The 13,075-nt window shown below is 65.8% G+C and carries 14 protein-coding genes; 4 read left to right on the top strand and 10 right to left on the bottom strand.

From position 1 onward, the window contains the following. Nucleotides 1–59 precede the first annotated feature (59 nt). The 8 genes from XH83_RS28220 to XH83_RS28185 all read right to left on the bottom strand — a co-directional run bounded on the left by XH83_RS28220 (nt 60) and on the right by XH83_RS28185 (nt 6,904). Nucleotides 60–269, bottom strand: coding sequence for a hypothetical protein (locus XH83_RS28220; RefSeq protein WP_194403898.1), 210 nt, complete (start codon nt 267–269; stop codon nt 60–62). A gap of 154 nt (nt 270–423) precedes the next feature. Beyond that, nucleotides 424–1,050, bottom strand: coding sequence for an isoprenylcysteine carboxylmethyltransferase family protein (locus tag XH83_RS28215; protein ID WP_018319663.1), 627 nt, complete (start codon nt 1,048–1,050; stop codon nt 424–426). Between the two features lie 27 nt (nt 1,051–1,077). Then, nucleotides 1,078–2,109 carry an NAD-dependent epimerase/dehydratase family protein gene (locus XH83_RS28210; RefSeq protein ID WP_194403897.1) on the bottom strand — a complete coding sequence of 344 codons (1,032 nt, stop codon included), beginning with the start codon at nt 2,107–2,109 and terminating at the stop codon, nt 1,078–1,080. A 28-nt stretch (nt 2,110–2,137) separates the two neighbouring features. Further along, on the bottom strand, nt 2,138–2,656 hold the full coding sequence (locus XH83_RS28205; RefSeq protein ID WP_194403896.1) for a DUF962 domain-containing protein: 519 nt from the start codon (nt 2,654–2,656) through the stop codon (nt 2,138–2,140). Between the two features lie 170 nt (nt 2,657–2,826). Continuing rightward, complete coding sequence (locus XH83_RS28200) at nt 2,827–3,498, bottom strand: OmpA family protein (protein WP_194403895.1); 672 nt, start codon at nt 3,496–3,498, stop codon at nt 2,827–2,829. Beyond that, on the bottom strand, nt 3,498–3,914 hold the full coding sequence (locus tag XH83_RS28195) for a hypothetical protein (RefSeq protein WP_194403894.1): 417 nt from the start codon (nt 3,912–3,914) through the stop codon (nt 3,498–3,500). Before XH83_RS28195 ends, XH83_RS28200 begins: the two co-directional genes overlap by 1 nt. A gap of 88 nt (nt 3,915–4,002) precedes the next feature. After that, nucleotides 4,003–4,287: a type II toxin-antitoxin system HicB family antitoxin gene (locus XH83_RS28190; protein ID WP_194403893.1), complete on the bottom strand. Its 285-nt coding sequence runs from the start codon at nt 4,285–4,287 to the stop codon at nt 4,003–4,005. A gap of 10 nt (nt 4,288–4,297) precedes the next feature. Continuing rightward, nucleotides 4,298–6,904, bottom strand: coding sequence for an ATP-dependent helicase (locus XH83_RS28185; protein WP_194403892.1), 2,607 nt, complete (start codon nt 6,902–6,904; stop codon nt 4,298–4,300). Between the two features lie 235 nt (nt 6,905–7,139). On the opposite strand from XH83_RS28185, the gene XH83_RS28180 reads away from it, so the two are divergent. After that, nucleotides 7,140–7,313 (top strand): DUF1328 domain-containing protein, encoded by a 174-nt coding sequence (locus XH83_RS28180; RefSeq protein ID WP_028138034.1) that lies wholly within the window; start codon nt 7,140–7,142, stop codon nt 7,311–7,313. Nucleotides 7,314–7,316: 3 nt separating this feature from the next. On the opposite strand, the gene XH83_RS28175 is transcribed toward XH83_RS28180, so the two are convergent. Continuing rightward, nucleotides 7,317–7,823, bottom strand: a complete 507-nt coding sequence (locus XH83_RS28175; protein ID WP_194403891.1) for a thioesterase family protein — start codon at nt 7,821–7,823, stop codon at nt 7,317–7,319. A gap of 85 nt (nt 7,824–7,908) precedes the next feature. Here XH83_RS28175 and XH83_RS28170 point away from each other — a divergent pair, with 85 nt between their 5' ends. The 3 genes from XH83_RS28170 (at nt 7,909) to XH83_RS28160 (ending at nt 11,118) form a co-directional block, all read left to right on the top strand. Continuing rightward, the gene (locus XH83_RS28170) at nt 7,909–9,333 is read left to right on the top strand and encodes an FAD-binding oxidoreductase (protein WP_194403890.1); all 1,425 of its coding nucleotides are present in this window, start codon (nt 7,909–7,911) and stop codon (nt 9,331–9,333) included. 83 nt (nt 9,334–9,416) lie between these two features. Then, on the top strand, nt 9,417–10,715 hold the full coding sequence (locus tag XH83_RS28165) for a Spy/CpxP family protein refolding chaperone (protein ID WP_194403889.1): 1,299 nt from the start codon (nt 9,417–9,419) through the stop codon (nt 10,713–10,715). A 34-nt stretch (nt 10,716–10,749) separates the two neighbouring features. Continuing rightward, nucleotides 10,750–11,118 (top strand): hypothetical protein, encoded by a 369-nt coding sequence (locus tag XH83_RS28160; protein WP_194403888.1) that lies wholly within the window; start codon nt 10,750–10,752, stop codon nt 11,116–11,118. 58 nt (nt 11,119–11,176) lie between these two features. On the opposite strand, the gene XH83_RS28155 is transcribed toward XH83_RS28160, so the two are convergent. After that, complete coding sequence (locus XH83_RS28155; protein ID WP_194403887.1) at nt 11,177–12,652, bottom strand: caspase family protein; 1,476 nt, start codon at nt 12,650–12,652, stop codon at nt 11,177–11,179. Nucleotides 12,653–13,075 lie beyond the last annotated feature (423 nt).

Below are 13,075 nucleotides of genomic sequence, written 5' to 3'. Positions count from 1 at the left end.
TGGGAATGGCAGCCGATCGAATTTGCATGGGACGAGCGCCGACGGGTGGTACCCGGAGATCAACGGCCGATCTGCCGCTCGAGCTGCCGTGCCGCGCGAAAATCGTCGAGGTGATGGACGTTGGGTGCGAGCGCGGCTTCCCTGGACAGCAGATGATAGACCCGCGCGACCGTACGCTGCTTCTGCTTGGTACGCCCAGGCGGCAGCGCCCGCGCCTTGCGCAAGGCGGCGATCGCGTGCTCGCGGAAATAATCGTAGGCGTCCGACATGGCTTGGGCTCGGCTCGATGCTCTGCGTGGTGCAGATGTCGCGGAGCTAACGGACAAGGGGAGGAGCGGTTCCTTGGTGCTTAAAGCGTGCGCTCGTGCCCCGGACGCAGCGCAGCGCGTCCGGGACACGAGAGTGAGGGCCAGTTGCTAGCCCTTAACGCGGCGACAGGAACGGAATGATCATCGGCACGCGGCGGCAATAGGCGCCGTAGGCGTCTTCGCCGAGCTCCTTGGAGAGGAACACCTCTTCCATCCGGCCCTTCTGCCACATGCCGAGCGAGATCAGGATCGCGCCGAGGATCGTCGTTACGAGGCCGATTGCGATGCCGGTGACGAGCATGCCGAAGATCAGGCCGGTGTAGATCGGGTGACGCACGATGCCGTAGGGGCCGGTGTCGATCACGCGGTGATCTTCCTTGTGGGTGATGGTGTTCGACCAGAATTTTCCGAGATGCAGCCGGCCCCACCAGGCGAAGGCGATGCCGGCCGCGGAGAGCACCGCAGCGATGTAGATGCCGGTGTTGCCGAGCACCCAAAGCGGCTTCCAGCCCAGAAGCTGTGCAACCCATGGCGTGTACAGGATGCCGCCGACCAGGATCGGCAGGCGATAGCGCTGCGACTCCAGCGTCATGACCTGCTTTTTGGTCCGCCCCTGCCAGAACGAGGCCCCAACCCAGCTGGCGAGAAAGGCGAGCCAGACCAGGGCCAGGAGTTCGGTCGGCCAGGCCGTGGTCCAGCCACCCCAGGCGACGGAGAGAAGCTTGCTGAAATCGAAGGACATGAAGGTTCTTTGCGTTAGGCGGCGGCTTCAGCCAGCGCGCGAGGAGAGCGCGCGATGCTCGATGGCGCCGGTGGGCTGCTGGCCGTTGCGGGCGAGCAGATGGGTGATGGTTTCGCGCAGCACCGGCTCGATCGGACGCGGCGAATAGCCGAGCTCGTTACGGGCTTTGCCGATCGAAAGATCGCTCGCGGCGAGCGCGATGCGCACGCCCTCGGCGGTGCCGTTGGGCGGCCGGCGCGTGAATTGATCGGAGATGTATTCCAGCATGATCGCGGAGAGCTCGGCGATCTTGCCGGGGACGACGACCGGAAACTGCCGGCGGCCGCTCATCGCCGACATCATCCGCAGGATGCGTCCGAGTGGGACGCAGTCCCCGCCGAGAATGTAGCGCTGGCCGAGGCGGCCGCGCTCCATGGTCAGCACCAGGCCCATGGCAACGTCGCGAACGTCGACGAGGTTGACCAGGAAGTTGAGATGCGGCTGCACCTTCTTCTGCAGGAAGTACCAGAGCATCGCGGTCGGCGGCGTCAGGCTGTGGTCGGCGGCACCGATCGGCATGGTCGGCGTGCCGATCACGAGCGGAAAGCCATCGGCCGCGGCCTTTGCGGCGCAATGTTCGGCGAGCGACTTCGAGCGCGTATAGGCGCCCGGCATGGCATCGGCCGGCTGCAACGCTTCTTCCGCGGGGACGCCGTTCAGGTCGGAATAGGGGAACAGGATCGATTCGGTCGAACAGTGCAGGAAGCGCGACACGCCGCGCTTCATCGCGGCCGCAAGCACGATCTCGGTGCCGCGGCAATTGACCTCGTGAAAGTCCTGCTTGTTGGCGACCCACATGCCGGGCAGACCGGCGAGGTGATAGACCTGATCGACCCCGGCGATCGCAGCATCGACCGCGGCGCCGTCAAGCACCGAACCCTGCACGTGTTCGACGTCAGTGTTCCCCGCGGCCGGCGCGCGGACATCGAGAACGCGCACCCGCTGCCCACGGGCGCGGAGCGCTTCGACGAGATGATGTCCGATGAAGCCACTGCCACCGGTAACCAGGACGAGAGCCATGCAGAAGGTTGCTGTTTCGCTTCTAGAACTATCGGGTTGAAAGGGAATTCGCCGGAAGAGGCGCCAGAATCGCGGCAAGGTCGCGACGGAAGCCCAATGCAATGAATAATTTTGCCATGACGAACATCGGTCCAAGCAAAAGATGCGAAGGAAAAGTGAACAGCGAGGCTTCGCGGCCCTCAAAAACCTTGTGGCCGATGGTCTGCGCGGCGAGGCCGAGCGCCACCAGCGCGGCGAAAATCGCCCACATCGTCGCAGTGCTGACCTGCGCCGCAATCGTCGTCGCCACCGAAAACAGCACGATGGAAACAGCCAGAATGCCGATCCCGAGCGCCACATCCAGCAGCAGCCAATAGATCAGCACCGGCAAGGCCAGGATCACCGCCAGGCTGACATCGAAACCGAACAGCGGAAGCCGGACCAGCGTCAGCGGCATCACCGCGCCGGTGAACAACAGAAGAATACCGACCACATGCATCGCCGTATTCCGGGGATCGCGATGGTACTCGACGTAAACGGCAAGTTGGCGCTGAAAAATGCCACCCATTTTGGTCTCATGCAGCACGGGATCGGGAAGGGCGAACAGTGGCTATAGCACTGGACAGGGCGGTGCACAAACCGGCGCTTTTGTCGCGCAAAGCCGTATGGGTGCGCCCCGGACAGGTTACAAAACGATCAGGACTTCAAAGGGTTCCACCGGGTGCGAAGCCCGTGTGCTCAGCGCTTCTTGGCGGGCTTTTTCGCCGCAGGCGCGGGCACTGCGGCCGGACGCGCAGGCGCCTCCTCGGGCACCTTGGCATAGGTCAGGATTTGCAACTGGCCGTTGACGGCCGACGTCGGCTTGGCGCGGTCGAGAAACTGCTCCTCGCCGAGGCCGATCGGATGCAGCCGCTTGGTCGAGATCTTGAAGGTGTTCACCAGCACGTCGCGGATCGCGTCCGCGCGGCGCTGGCTCAGGATCGCATTGGCCTCGCGCGTCTTCGAATTGGATTCGACGTGGCCGACGATCAGGAACGTGTAAGGCAGCAGCGAGGAATGAACCAGCGCGTCCGCGATGCGGCCGACGGTCTGGTAGGATGCCGGCTGGATGATCGGCGTGTCGGCATCGAACTGGATCTGCGCGTTGAAGGCGGGCAGCTTTGCGAGATCAGGCGCGATCGGCGGCCGGTTCACCGGACCGGGATCATTCTTGATCCTGGCCTTGGCGCGCTCCATCACCTGCGTCTTCAGCGCGGGGAGATCGACCTCGCCGGGCTCTTCGAGATGGTTGAGCTTGCCGACGATGTCGTCGCGGGTCGGCGCCGCCGTCTGCGCGACGGCTGTGCCCGCGAGCCAAGCGAGGCCAAACGCGAGGGCCGGTCCGGCAATGTAGAGCCTCGTCGCGCGCATCAGCGATACCCCGCGTCGTCGACGGCCTTCAGGCAGTTGTTGCTGATGCCCTTGGGGGTCGAAACCAGGCAGGGGATCGACTTGCTGGTCTCCTTGGTCGAGCCGCCGCAGACCTTGACGATCTCGCGCTGGCAGGCATTCGCCACGGTAACGCGCGCGGCAACGCGCTTCTGGATGGCGTCGAAGGCGCCGAGATAGTCGCTCTGGCACTGCGGGGACAGCACGTCGCGGTTGCGCGACAGGCACTCCTTCAGGCGGGTCGAGTCCGGGTTGACACCACGGCAATTGGCGACGATTTCCGCGCCGCAGCTCGCCGCCAGCTTTCCGATCGAATCGCCAAAGCTCATGGTCTCCGCCGCGCTGAGCGACGGCATCCCCAATGTCAGCAAGATCAGTGTGATGGAGCCCCGGACCATGGCTTTATCTGATACGGGGAAGTTCGCGATGGTCAAGACCTGTTCGGAGGAGAACCGTCGAAGGCCAGGGGAGTGCGGCGAACAGTCCTCACTCGGCGGTGTCGAGGGGTGGCCATTCGATCAGGACGACGGTGTGGTTTCCCAGGTCGTCGGCGAACTCCGGATCGGCCCTGAGCTCGTCCAGCGTCCGCGGCGGAGGAAGCCGGCGGCCGTCGGCGCCAAGCTCCTGTGCATAGAATGCGAGGGCCTCTGGAGCATTCTCCAGGGCCTCGTCGACGTCGTCGCCGCCGGAAATGCAGCCGGGCAGGTCCGGAAACCACAAGCTGACGGCTTCGGGATCGGTGTCCTCGATGACAGCAACGTATTGGGCCATATCGCAGGCCTCACGCCCGCTGCACAAAACTGTCCACGACCTTCTTCTCGCCGGCCTTGTCGAAGGCGATGGTGAGCTTGTTGCCGTCGATCTTGGTGACGCGGCCGTAGCCGAATTTCTGGTGGAAGACGCGGTCTGCCAGCGAGAATTCGGACGTCGTGCCGGTCGATTTGGCGACCAGCTCGCCCTCGATCGTCAGGGGAGCGCGACGGCGCGAGGAGAAGCTGCCGAAATCCGGTCCGGATGACGAGGAGGAGAACGTCGCGGCTTCTTCCTCGAAGCCGCCGCTTCCGCCGCCGCCATTGCGTCCGCCGCCGCGGTTGCGGTTGGCCTGGGCGCGCTGCCAGCCCGGCGTCGAATAGGTCGAGCCGAACGCCTCCATGTCGTCGAAGCGCGAGGCGCCGTAGCCGCCGGTGCCGCCCCAGGCCGAACCGCCTTTGGACTCCGTGATCTCGACATTGGCCGCCGGCAATTCGTCGAGGAAGCGCGAGGGGATCGTGGTCGACCAGGTGCCATGGATGCGCCGGTTGGTCGCGAAATAGATCATGGCGCGGCGGCGGGCGCGGGTCAGGCCGACATGGCCGAGCCGGCGCTCCTCTTCGAGGCCCGCGCGGCCCTGTTCGTCAAGCGTGCGCTGGCTCGGGAACAGGCCTTCCTCCCAGCCGGGCAGGAACACGTTGTCGAATTCGAGCCCTTTGGCCGAATGCAGCGTCATCAGCGACACCGCGTCCTCGTCGGCACCGCTGTCGCGGTCCATCACCAGCGAGATGTGCTCCAGGAACCCTTGCAGGTTCTCGAACTCTTCCATCGAGCGCACGAGTTCTTTCAAATTCTCCAGCCGGCCCGCGGCGTCGGCCGAACGGTCCTTCTGCCACATCTCGGTGTAGCCGCTCTCGTCGAGCACGATCTGGGCGAGATCGGTGTGGGCGGTGACCTCGCGCTGGGCGCGCCAGCGGTCGAACTGCGCGACGACGTCGCGAAGCGAGCCGCGCGCCTTCGGCTTCAGCTCGTCGGTCTCGACCACCGCGCGGGCCGCCTCGAACAGGGGAATGCGGCGCTTGCGGGCGTGGTCGTGCAGCATCTGCACGGTGGCATCGCCGAGGCCGCGCTTCGGGACGTTGACGATACGCTCGAAGGCGAGGTCGTCGGCCGGGGAGTTGATGACGCGCAAATAGGCCAGCGCGTCGCGGATTTCGGCGCGCTCGTAGAAGCGCGGGCCGCCGATGACGCGATAGGGCAGGCCGAGCGTGACGAAGCGGTCTTCGAACTCGCGCATCTGGTAGGACGCGCGCACCAGGATCGCGATCTCGTTGAGCTTCTCGCCCTTGCGCTGGATCTGCTCGATCTCCTCGCCGATGCCGCGGGCTTCCTCTTCGGAATCCCACGAGCCTGTGACCGTGACCTTCTCGCCGTCCTGGTCCTCGGTGCGCAGCGTCTTGCCGAGCCGGCCTTCGTTGTGCGCGATCAGATGCGAGGCGGCGGCGAGGATGTGCCCGGTCGAGCGGTAGTTGCGCTCCAGGCGAATGACCTTGGCGCCCGGGAAATCGTGGTCGAAGCGCAGGATGTTGTCCACCTCGGCGCCGCGCCAGCCATAGATCGACTGGTCGTCGTCGCCGACGCAGCAGATGTTCTTGACGTGAGGCTTCTGCTCTCTCTCCCCGTCCTGCATGGGGAGAGGGGTTGTCTTCACGGGTTCAGCTTGCGGAGAGTCCTCCTCACCCGCATCGCTCAGGCGCGCAATTGCGCTGCCGGGCGATGCGACCTCTCCCCGTGCGCGGGGAGAGGTGAAGGACGAATCCGACGGCGCCTGCGACAGCAGCCGCAGCCACAGATATTGTGCGACGTTCGTATCCTGGTACTCGTCGACCAGAATGAATTTGAAGCGCTGCTGGTACTGCCGCAAAATATCCGGGTGCTCGCGGAAGATGCGGATATTCTCCAGCAGGAGATCGCCGAAATCGGCCGCGTTCAGGATCTTCAGCCGCTCCTGATAGCTCGCATAGAGCTTGCCGCCCTTGCCGTTGGCGAACATGGCGGCTTCACCCGAGGGCACCTGCGAGGGCATCAGGCCACGGTTCTTCCAGCCGTCGATCAGGCCGGCCAGCATGCGCGCCGGCCAGCGCTTGTCGTCGATGCTCTCGGCTTGAAGCAGTTGCTTCAAGAGCCGGACCTGATCGTCGACGTCGAGCACGGTGAAGTTCGACTTGAGCTGCGCGAGCTCGGCATGGACGCGCAGGATGCGGCCGCCGATGGAGTGGAAGGTGCCGAGCCAGGGCATGCCCTCCACCGCATGGCCGAGCATCTGGCCGAGCCGGTGCTTCATCTCGCGCGCGGCCTTGTTGGTGAAGGTCACCGACAGGATCTCGGCGGGGCGGGCGCGGCCCTGGCTCAGGATATGGGCGATACGCGTCGTCAGCACGCGGGTCTTGCCGGTGCCGGCGCCGGCCAGCACCAGGACCGGGCCGTCCAGCGTCTCCACCGCTTCGCGCTGCTCCGGATTGAGCCCGGACAGGTATTTCGGGCCCACCGAGGCGCGCGCACGCGCGGCGATGCCGCCGGCTGCGGGCTGGTGGTCGGGTACGCCAGTGATCTTGCTCGGCTCGGTCATGCGAATCATTTGGCCCCACGATGACACCGCGGGGTGACGGGAGGGAGCCTTCTAACAGGGATGGTGCCTATATGGGGCGGCGAAAACAGGTTTTCCACGTGCGCGGCAGGTCAATTTGTTCCTTCGCGAGCCGCGAATTTCGCTGTTGCAGGGCCCGGAACCATCGTTCCCGCCTCGAGATTGTCTGGGCAAGTGGCGCGGCGAGCCGCGTCGACGCAGACAACATCAAGACGAGGGTTTGACCATGCTAGGCTGGGTTGTGACGTTTCTGGTTATCGCACTGATCGCCGGCATCCTGGGCTTCGGCGGCGTCGCCGGCGCTTCGATCGAGATCGCCAAGATCATCTTCTTCATCGCGGTCGTTCTGTTCCTGGTCTCGGCCGTGGTCGGCTTGGCCCGCGGCCGCAACAGGGTATAGCGCTTAGCGCTTCGAGGGCATCGCCACGTTCCGGCCGATGCCCTCGGGGCGCGGGACCGCGCTGTGGGCCTTTGTGACCGCAGCGATGCGCTCGCTGATATCGGGCGGAAACGGCGCAACGCGCCGCGCATTCATGTCCATGTGCAGCGACATGTTCTCGGACGTCGCCGACAGCCAGCCCTCGGTCGCGTGCCGCATCTCCTCGAATGTATGCAGCCGCTTGTCGTCGGCTTCCAGCAACCACACCAGGATCTGCACGGGATCGCCGAGGTGGATTTCGCGCAGATAGCGCACATGGCATTCGGCCGTGAAGGTCGAGCCGCCGCGCTCCTTCATATAGGTGGGCCCGATCCCGAGCTCGCTCCAGAGCTGGTCGATCGCGCGGTCGAACATCACGTTGTAATAGGCCATGTTGAGATGGCCGTTGTAGTCGATCCATTGCGGCTCGATCTGCATGATCGCGGCGCGGAACGGCTCTGCTTTGGGCGTCGAGGCGGCAGTCTCCGGCATGTTTCCTTCCCAAGCTATGCGTCCGGTCGCTTGACTTGACCGGCTTTATGTCCTTTGCCACGGTTCTTCTGTCGGGAGGAATTCCGTGGGTACGACCATCACCAATAATCCGCCGCGGCCGGAGCCGAAAGCCCTCGCGAGCGCGCTGGAGCAACTCGCCGCACGCTTCGGCAACCGCCTCATCACCTCGCAGGCCGTGCGCGAGCAGCACGGCCATACCACCACCTGGATCCCCAACCAGCCGCCGGATGGCGTGGTGATGGCGCAGGAGACCGCCGACATCCAGGACGTGGTGCGGATCTGCGCCAAGAACGGCGTCCCGGTCATTCCCTTCGGCACCGGCACCTCGCTGGAGGGCCAGGTCAACGCGCCCGCCGGCGGTATCTCGATCGACCTGCGCGACATGAACAAGGTGCTCGCGGTGCATGCCGAGGACCTCGACTGCGTGATCCAGCCCGGCGTGACCCGCAAGGCGCTCAACGAGCACCTGCGCGACCAGGGCCTGTTCTTCCCGATCGATCCCGGCGCGGATGCCTCGCTGGGCGGCATGGCCTCGACCCGCGCCTCCGGCACCAATGCGGTGCGCTACGGCACCATGCGCGACAGCGTGCTGGCGTTGAAGGTGGTACGCGGCGACGGCGAGATCATCACCACGGGCACGCGCGCCAAGAAGTCATCGGCGGGCTACGACCTCACCCATCTGTTCGTCGGTGCGGAAGGCACGCTCGGCATCATCTCGGAATTGACCATCCGCCTGCGCGGCATTCCCGAGACGATCGCGGCCGGCGCGGTGTCGTTCGAGACCGTGCACGGGGCCTGTCAGGCCGTCATCCTGGCGATCCAGACCGGCATTCCCGTGGCGCGTATCGAGCTGCTCAACGCCGCGCAGGTGCAAGCCTGCAACGCCTATTCGAAGCTGACGCTGCCGGAGACGCCGCTGCTTCTGATGGAATTCCACGGTAGCGAGATCGAGGTCGCCGAACAGTCCAAGGCCTTCGGCGAGATCGCGAAAGATTGCGGCGGCGGCGATTTCTCCTGGACCACCAAGCCGGAGGACCGCACCAAACTGTGGCAGGCGCGGCACGACGCCTATTGGTCCGTGAAGGCGCTGCGGCCCGGCGACAGCATCGGCGTGGTCGCGACCGACGTCTGCGTGCCGATCTCTCGCCTTGCCGAGTGCGTCAGCGAGACCGAGGAGGATCTCAAGCGGCTCAACCTGCTGTCGCCGATCGTCGGCCATGTCGGCGATGGCAATTTCCATTGCTCCCTGGTCTGCGACACCAACGACGCCGCCGAGATGGCGCGCGGCGAAGAGTTCATGCATCGCCTGGTCGAGCGCGCGCAGGCCATGGACGGCACCTGCACCGGCGAGCACGGGATCGGCCAGGGCAAGCAGAAATATCTGAAGGCGGAGCTCGGCCCCGAGGCACTGGATGCGATGCGGGCCCTGAAGAAGGCCCTCGATCCGCTCAACATCTTCAATCCCGGCAAGATTGTGCCCGAGGCGTAGACCGGGAACTTTCGGCAATCCTGCCGGTTCCAATTCCCGCCAAGTTCCGGTGCCTCAATGGCGCGGCTCTGCGGGAGGATGCGATGGTGCGACCGGTCATTGGAATTGCCGCAATGGCGTTTGCCTGCATGCTGGCGGGCGCGGCCCTGGCGAAGGGCGGACATGGCGGGGGTCATGGCGGCGGCCACGGAGGCGGACACGGCGGTGGCCATCACGGCGGCGGACATTTCCGCGGTCATGGCGGCGGGCATGTGCATGGCGGCGGACATCATCGCGGCATGCGGTTCACCACGGGTGCCCGGCGCGGCGGGCCCAATTTTGGTCAGATCCGCAACGCGGCGATCCGTCCCGCGAGCTTCCGCAATGCCCTCAACTCCAGCGCATTCCGCAACGGCCGGCTGATCAGCAATCCGGCGGCGCGTGCGCAGCTCGCCGCCGCGGCCGCACTCGCCGGCTGGAGCGGCGCGAGCAGCGGCTGGTGGCAACATGCGGGTGGCGGCTATGGCTGGGTTGGTCCGCTGTTCTGGCCGTTCGCCTATAACGACCTCTACGACTACACGATCTGGGGCGACGGGCTCGGCTTCTGGGGTTATGGCTACCCGGACATCTATGCCGGAATATTCGGCCCCTACGGTTTTGATCGCCTGTCGGCCTATCTGCCGCAGCAACCGCAGGGACGACGGCGGGCGCGCAGCGCACCGCTCGATCAGCTCTGCGGCAGTGACCACCGCGCCATCGCCGGGCTGCCCATCGATCAGATCGCATCCGCGGTGCAGCCGACGGATGCGCAGGGCTCAGCTCTCGATGCGCTCGGCAACGCCTCGGTCGACGCGGCAGCACTGATCCGCACATCCTGTCCGACGCAGGCCGCAGCGACGGCCCCCGGCCGGCTCGCGGCCATGCAGCAACGCATCGAGGCGATGCAGAAGGCCGTCGATCTGGTCCAGCCCGCCCTCGACCAGTTCTATGGTTCGCTCAACGACGAACAGAAGGCGCGCTTGAATGCCCTCGCTGACGATCAGCGGCGCGCCAGCGCATCGAACAATGCGGGCGGATCGCCGGTGCAGACTTGCAGCGTGCCCGCCGCGTTCGATTGGCCCAGCGCCACGATCGAGGAAAGACTTCGTCCGAGCGACACCCAGCGCGCGGCGCTTCAGGTGCTGCAGGATACCAGCGTCAAGGCCAGCGCATCGCTGAAAGCGACCTGCGAGCCCAATGAGGTCATGACACCGCCGGCCCGCATGGCCACGATCCGCAAGCGGCTGGATGCGATGCTGGACGGCATCAAGTCGGTGCGCGCGGCGCTCGATGATTTCTACGCCACGCTCAACGACGAGCAGAAGGCGCAGTTCGAGGCGATCGGGCCGCGCCGCACGTCCTGAAAGGTGCAAGCAACGGCGACCATTGGTGGGGGCAATGAAGTGGTTCGCAAGGCGGCAGCCGGCCGACATCTGGGATGAGCCGATCCCGGGGCCGCTCGGCGATATCGACGCGGCGGAGCGAATCCGCAACATCTGCGAGGCCGCGAGAGCGGGCGCGGAGGCCGTCGGAAGCTCCGCGCAGACTGCCACGCGCGAGCGTGAGCGCTATGAGCGTGCGGCCCGCGTCGCGATGGAAATCGCGATGAAGATTGCAGACGATCTGATGCGCGACGATGCGGTCCGCCGCATCGTCGACCTCTGCATGAAGGCCAATGATCTCAAGACGGCGCAGATCCTGTTTCGCGCGATCCAGGCCGGATGGATCCGGGAGGGCATCCAGCGCGATTATCCGGCGCTGACGTAATAAATCCGGCTCGCGCGCGATTGGGCGCGAGCCGGGGCGATGTCGAAGCTGGACCGTCTCAGTATCTGCGGTAGTCGCCGCGGTAATGGTCGCCGCCGCCGCCGCGACCGCCCATTCCGATGCCGATGCCGATCCCGACGCCGATGCCCTGCATCACGGCGCCGGGCGGCGGTCCGGGAGGCGGCGCGCGCTCGTAGACCACTTCGTCGGGCGGCGGCCGGCGCTTCGGCGGCGTCTCGACCACCTTGCGCTTGGGCGGAGTGACGTCGACGCGCTTCTTGATGATGGGCGCGACGCTCGGATTGGCGGGCGTTGCCGGCGGTGTCGGCGCTGAGCACGGGCAGGTCGGAGCCATTGCGACGGCGACCGGGGTCGCCGCGGCGGCGACGGGCACGCCGTAATTGCGGTTCTGCACGCGCAGCAGCAGCCGGCGCGCGGTCGCGGCGAGGTCGCTGTTGTCCCAATTGGCCAGATAAGCCTCGAACGAAGCGTGGGTGTTGATCGCGGTCGCGCGCTCCCAGGCCAGCATCTGGCGCCGCCGTTCCAGCACGGTGCGCACGCGCGGCGTGCGGGTATCCTGCGCGTACAGCTCGATATAGGCCTGATACGCCGGCACCGTGTCGTCCGTGATGACGAGTTCATAGGCGATCATGGCAGGCTTGCCCTGCAATTCCTTGCGCCAGTCCTCGAGGCTACGCGTGCCACTGGCAAGCGCCATCGAATTTGCGCCCGGAAGCGACGACGGCTGACTGCCGCTCTCGCCGAAGAACTTGAAGTCGGTGGTGAGCGAGGAGCTTTCCCAGGGAATCTGCCGGCCGTCGGTCGATTGTGCGACGGCGACACGGATGCGCTTGAACACTTCCTCGATCGGCAGGTTGGGCTGCTTGGCGATGGTCAGCGCCGCCGTGGTGTAGGGGCTGTCGATGCCACTGCCGTCCTCGGCTTCGGCGCCCGGCGATGTCGAATAGGAGATGAAGGAGCCGGGCGCGCCGGCCTTGGTGTCGACGATCGCAAGGCCGTGGCCGGCGCCGCTCAGCGCCGGGAACGGATTGTTGCGGCAGGCATCGAGCATGAAGATGCGTGCCCGCGTCGGCAGGGCGCCGAGCGTGTTGAGCAGGTCGTTGAGGCGGACGCCCTGGAGCGGGATGTCGGCCTCGCGCTTGGGATCGAGATCGACAGGAACGAGATAGTTCTCGCCGTCGATCTGCAGACCGTGGCCGGCATAAAACACCAGCGCGACGGTGTCGGCGCCGCTGGCGCTGACCTTGCCGGCGAAATCCGAGATCGCGGCGCGCATCTCGTTCTGCGCCAGATTGGCCGCGGTGGTGACGGTGAAGCCGGCATTGCCGAGCAGCTCTGTCATGCCCTTGGCGTCGTTGGCGGCGTTGGGCAGCTCGGGCACGGTGCGATAGGCGGATTGGCCGATCACCAGCGCGAGCCGCGCTTCGGCAGCGGCCTCCGTCGGAATCATCAACTGAGCGAGCGCAAGAAGGCCGGATGCAAGAAGCAAATTGGAAAAGACTGGACGGCGCATGGTGTCACCTCCATCGGCAATGCGCGCGATGATGTCACTTTTTCTAAGGTGCCGCCATGCGTCCGTCTGTGCACTGGATCACGTTCGGCGTGCGGCAAAATGGGGCAGGGCGCCTGCCGGGCCGGAGGGCATCGTTCTCGGCCCATCCATGTCAGTTGCGCATTGATCCATGCTCCAATTGGATCGATGCCGGCCCGGCGCGACCGCGCCCGCTGCGCGGATGTGGCTGCAGGCCGATCCTCGTCGCGAATCCCGGGGAATTGTGGTCGCTCAGCCGCGCTGGTCGCCTGCCGTACGCGCTCCCTGCCGCTCTGCGCTTGCCGGCCGCCCGCTTGCCTGTGCCGTCGCTTTGGCCATAGAGTTCACGCAACAGGCCGCCAGCAACGACTGCGGCGAACAAAAACAATGTGGGAGAAGCCGCAC

This window comes from Bradyrhizobium sp. CCBAU 53351 (assembly GCF_015291745.1).
Lineage (GTDB): Bacteria > Pseudomonadota > Alphaproteobacteria > Rhizobiales > Xanthobacteraceae > Bradyrhizobium.
The sequence above is the reverse complement of the archived record's forward strand: the minus strand, read 5'-3'. Positions and strand labels throughout refer to the sequence as shown.

What these genes read in the sequence shown, in the direction of transcription:
- XH83_RS28185 (WP_194403892.1), bottom strand. Translation starts at nt 6,904, where the DNA reads ATGATTCGCATGACCGAGCCGAGCAAGATCACTGGCGTACCCGACCAC.
- XH83_RS28195 (WP_194403894.1), bottom strand. Translation starts at nt 3,914, where the DNA reads ATGGTCCGGGGCTCCATCACACTGATCTTGCTGACATTGGGGATGCCG.
- XH83_RS28165 (WP_194403889.1), top strand. Translation starts at nt 9,417, where the DNA reads ATGGTGCGACCGGTCATTGGAATTGCCGCAATGGCGTTTGCCTGCATG.
- XH83_RS28200 (WP_194403895.1), bottom strand. Translation starts at nt 3,498, where the DNA reads ATGCGCGCGACGAGGCTCTACATTGCCGGACCGGCCCTCGCGTTTGGC.
- XH83_RS28180 (WP_028138034.1), top strand. Translation starts at nt 7,140, where the DNA reads ATGCTAGGCTGGGTTGTGACGTTTCTGGTTATCGCACTGATCGCCGGC.
- XH83_RS28155 (WP_194403887.1), bottom strand. Translation starts at nt 12,652, where the DNA reads ATGCGCCGTCCAGTCTTTTCCAATTTGCTTCTTGCATCCGGCCTTCTT.
- XH83_RS28220 (WP_194403898.1), bottom strand. Translation starts at nt 269, where the DNA reads ATGTCGGACGCCTACGATTATTTCCGCGAGCACGCGATCGCCGCCTTG.
- XH83_RS28160 (WP_194403888.1), top strand. Translation starts at nt 10,750, where the DNA reads ATGAAGTGGTTCGCAAGGCGGCAGCCGGCCGACATCTGGGATGAGCCG.
- XH83_RS28190 (WP_194403893.1), bottom strand. Translation starts at nt 4,287, where the DNA reads ATGGCCCAATACGTTGCTGTCATCGAGGACACCGATCCCGAAGCCGTC.
- XH83_RS28175 (WP_194403891.1), bottom strand. Translation starts at nt 7,823, where the DNA reads ATGCCGGAGACTGCCGCCTCGACGCCCAAAGCAGAGCCGTTCCGCGCC.
- XH83_RS28215 (WP_018319663.1), bottom strand. Translation starts at nt 1,050, where the DNA reads ATGTCCTTCGATTTCAGCAAGCTTCTCTCCGTCGCCTGGGGTGGCTGG.
- XH83_RS28210 (WP_194403897.1), bottom strand. Translation starts at nt 2,109, where the DNA reads ATGGCTCTCGTCCTGGTTACCGGTGGCAGTGGCTTCATCGGACATCAT.
- XH83_RS28205 (WP_194403896.1), bottom strand. Translation starts at nt 2,656, where the DNA reads ATGGGTGGCATTTTTCAGCGCCAACTTGCCGTTTACGTCGAGTACCAT.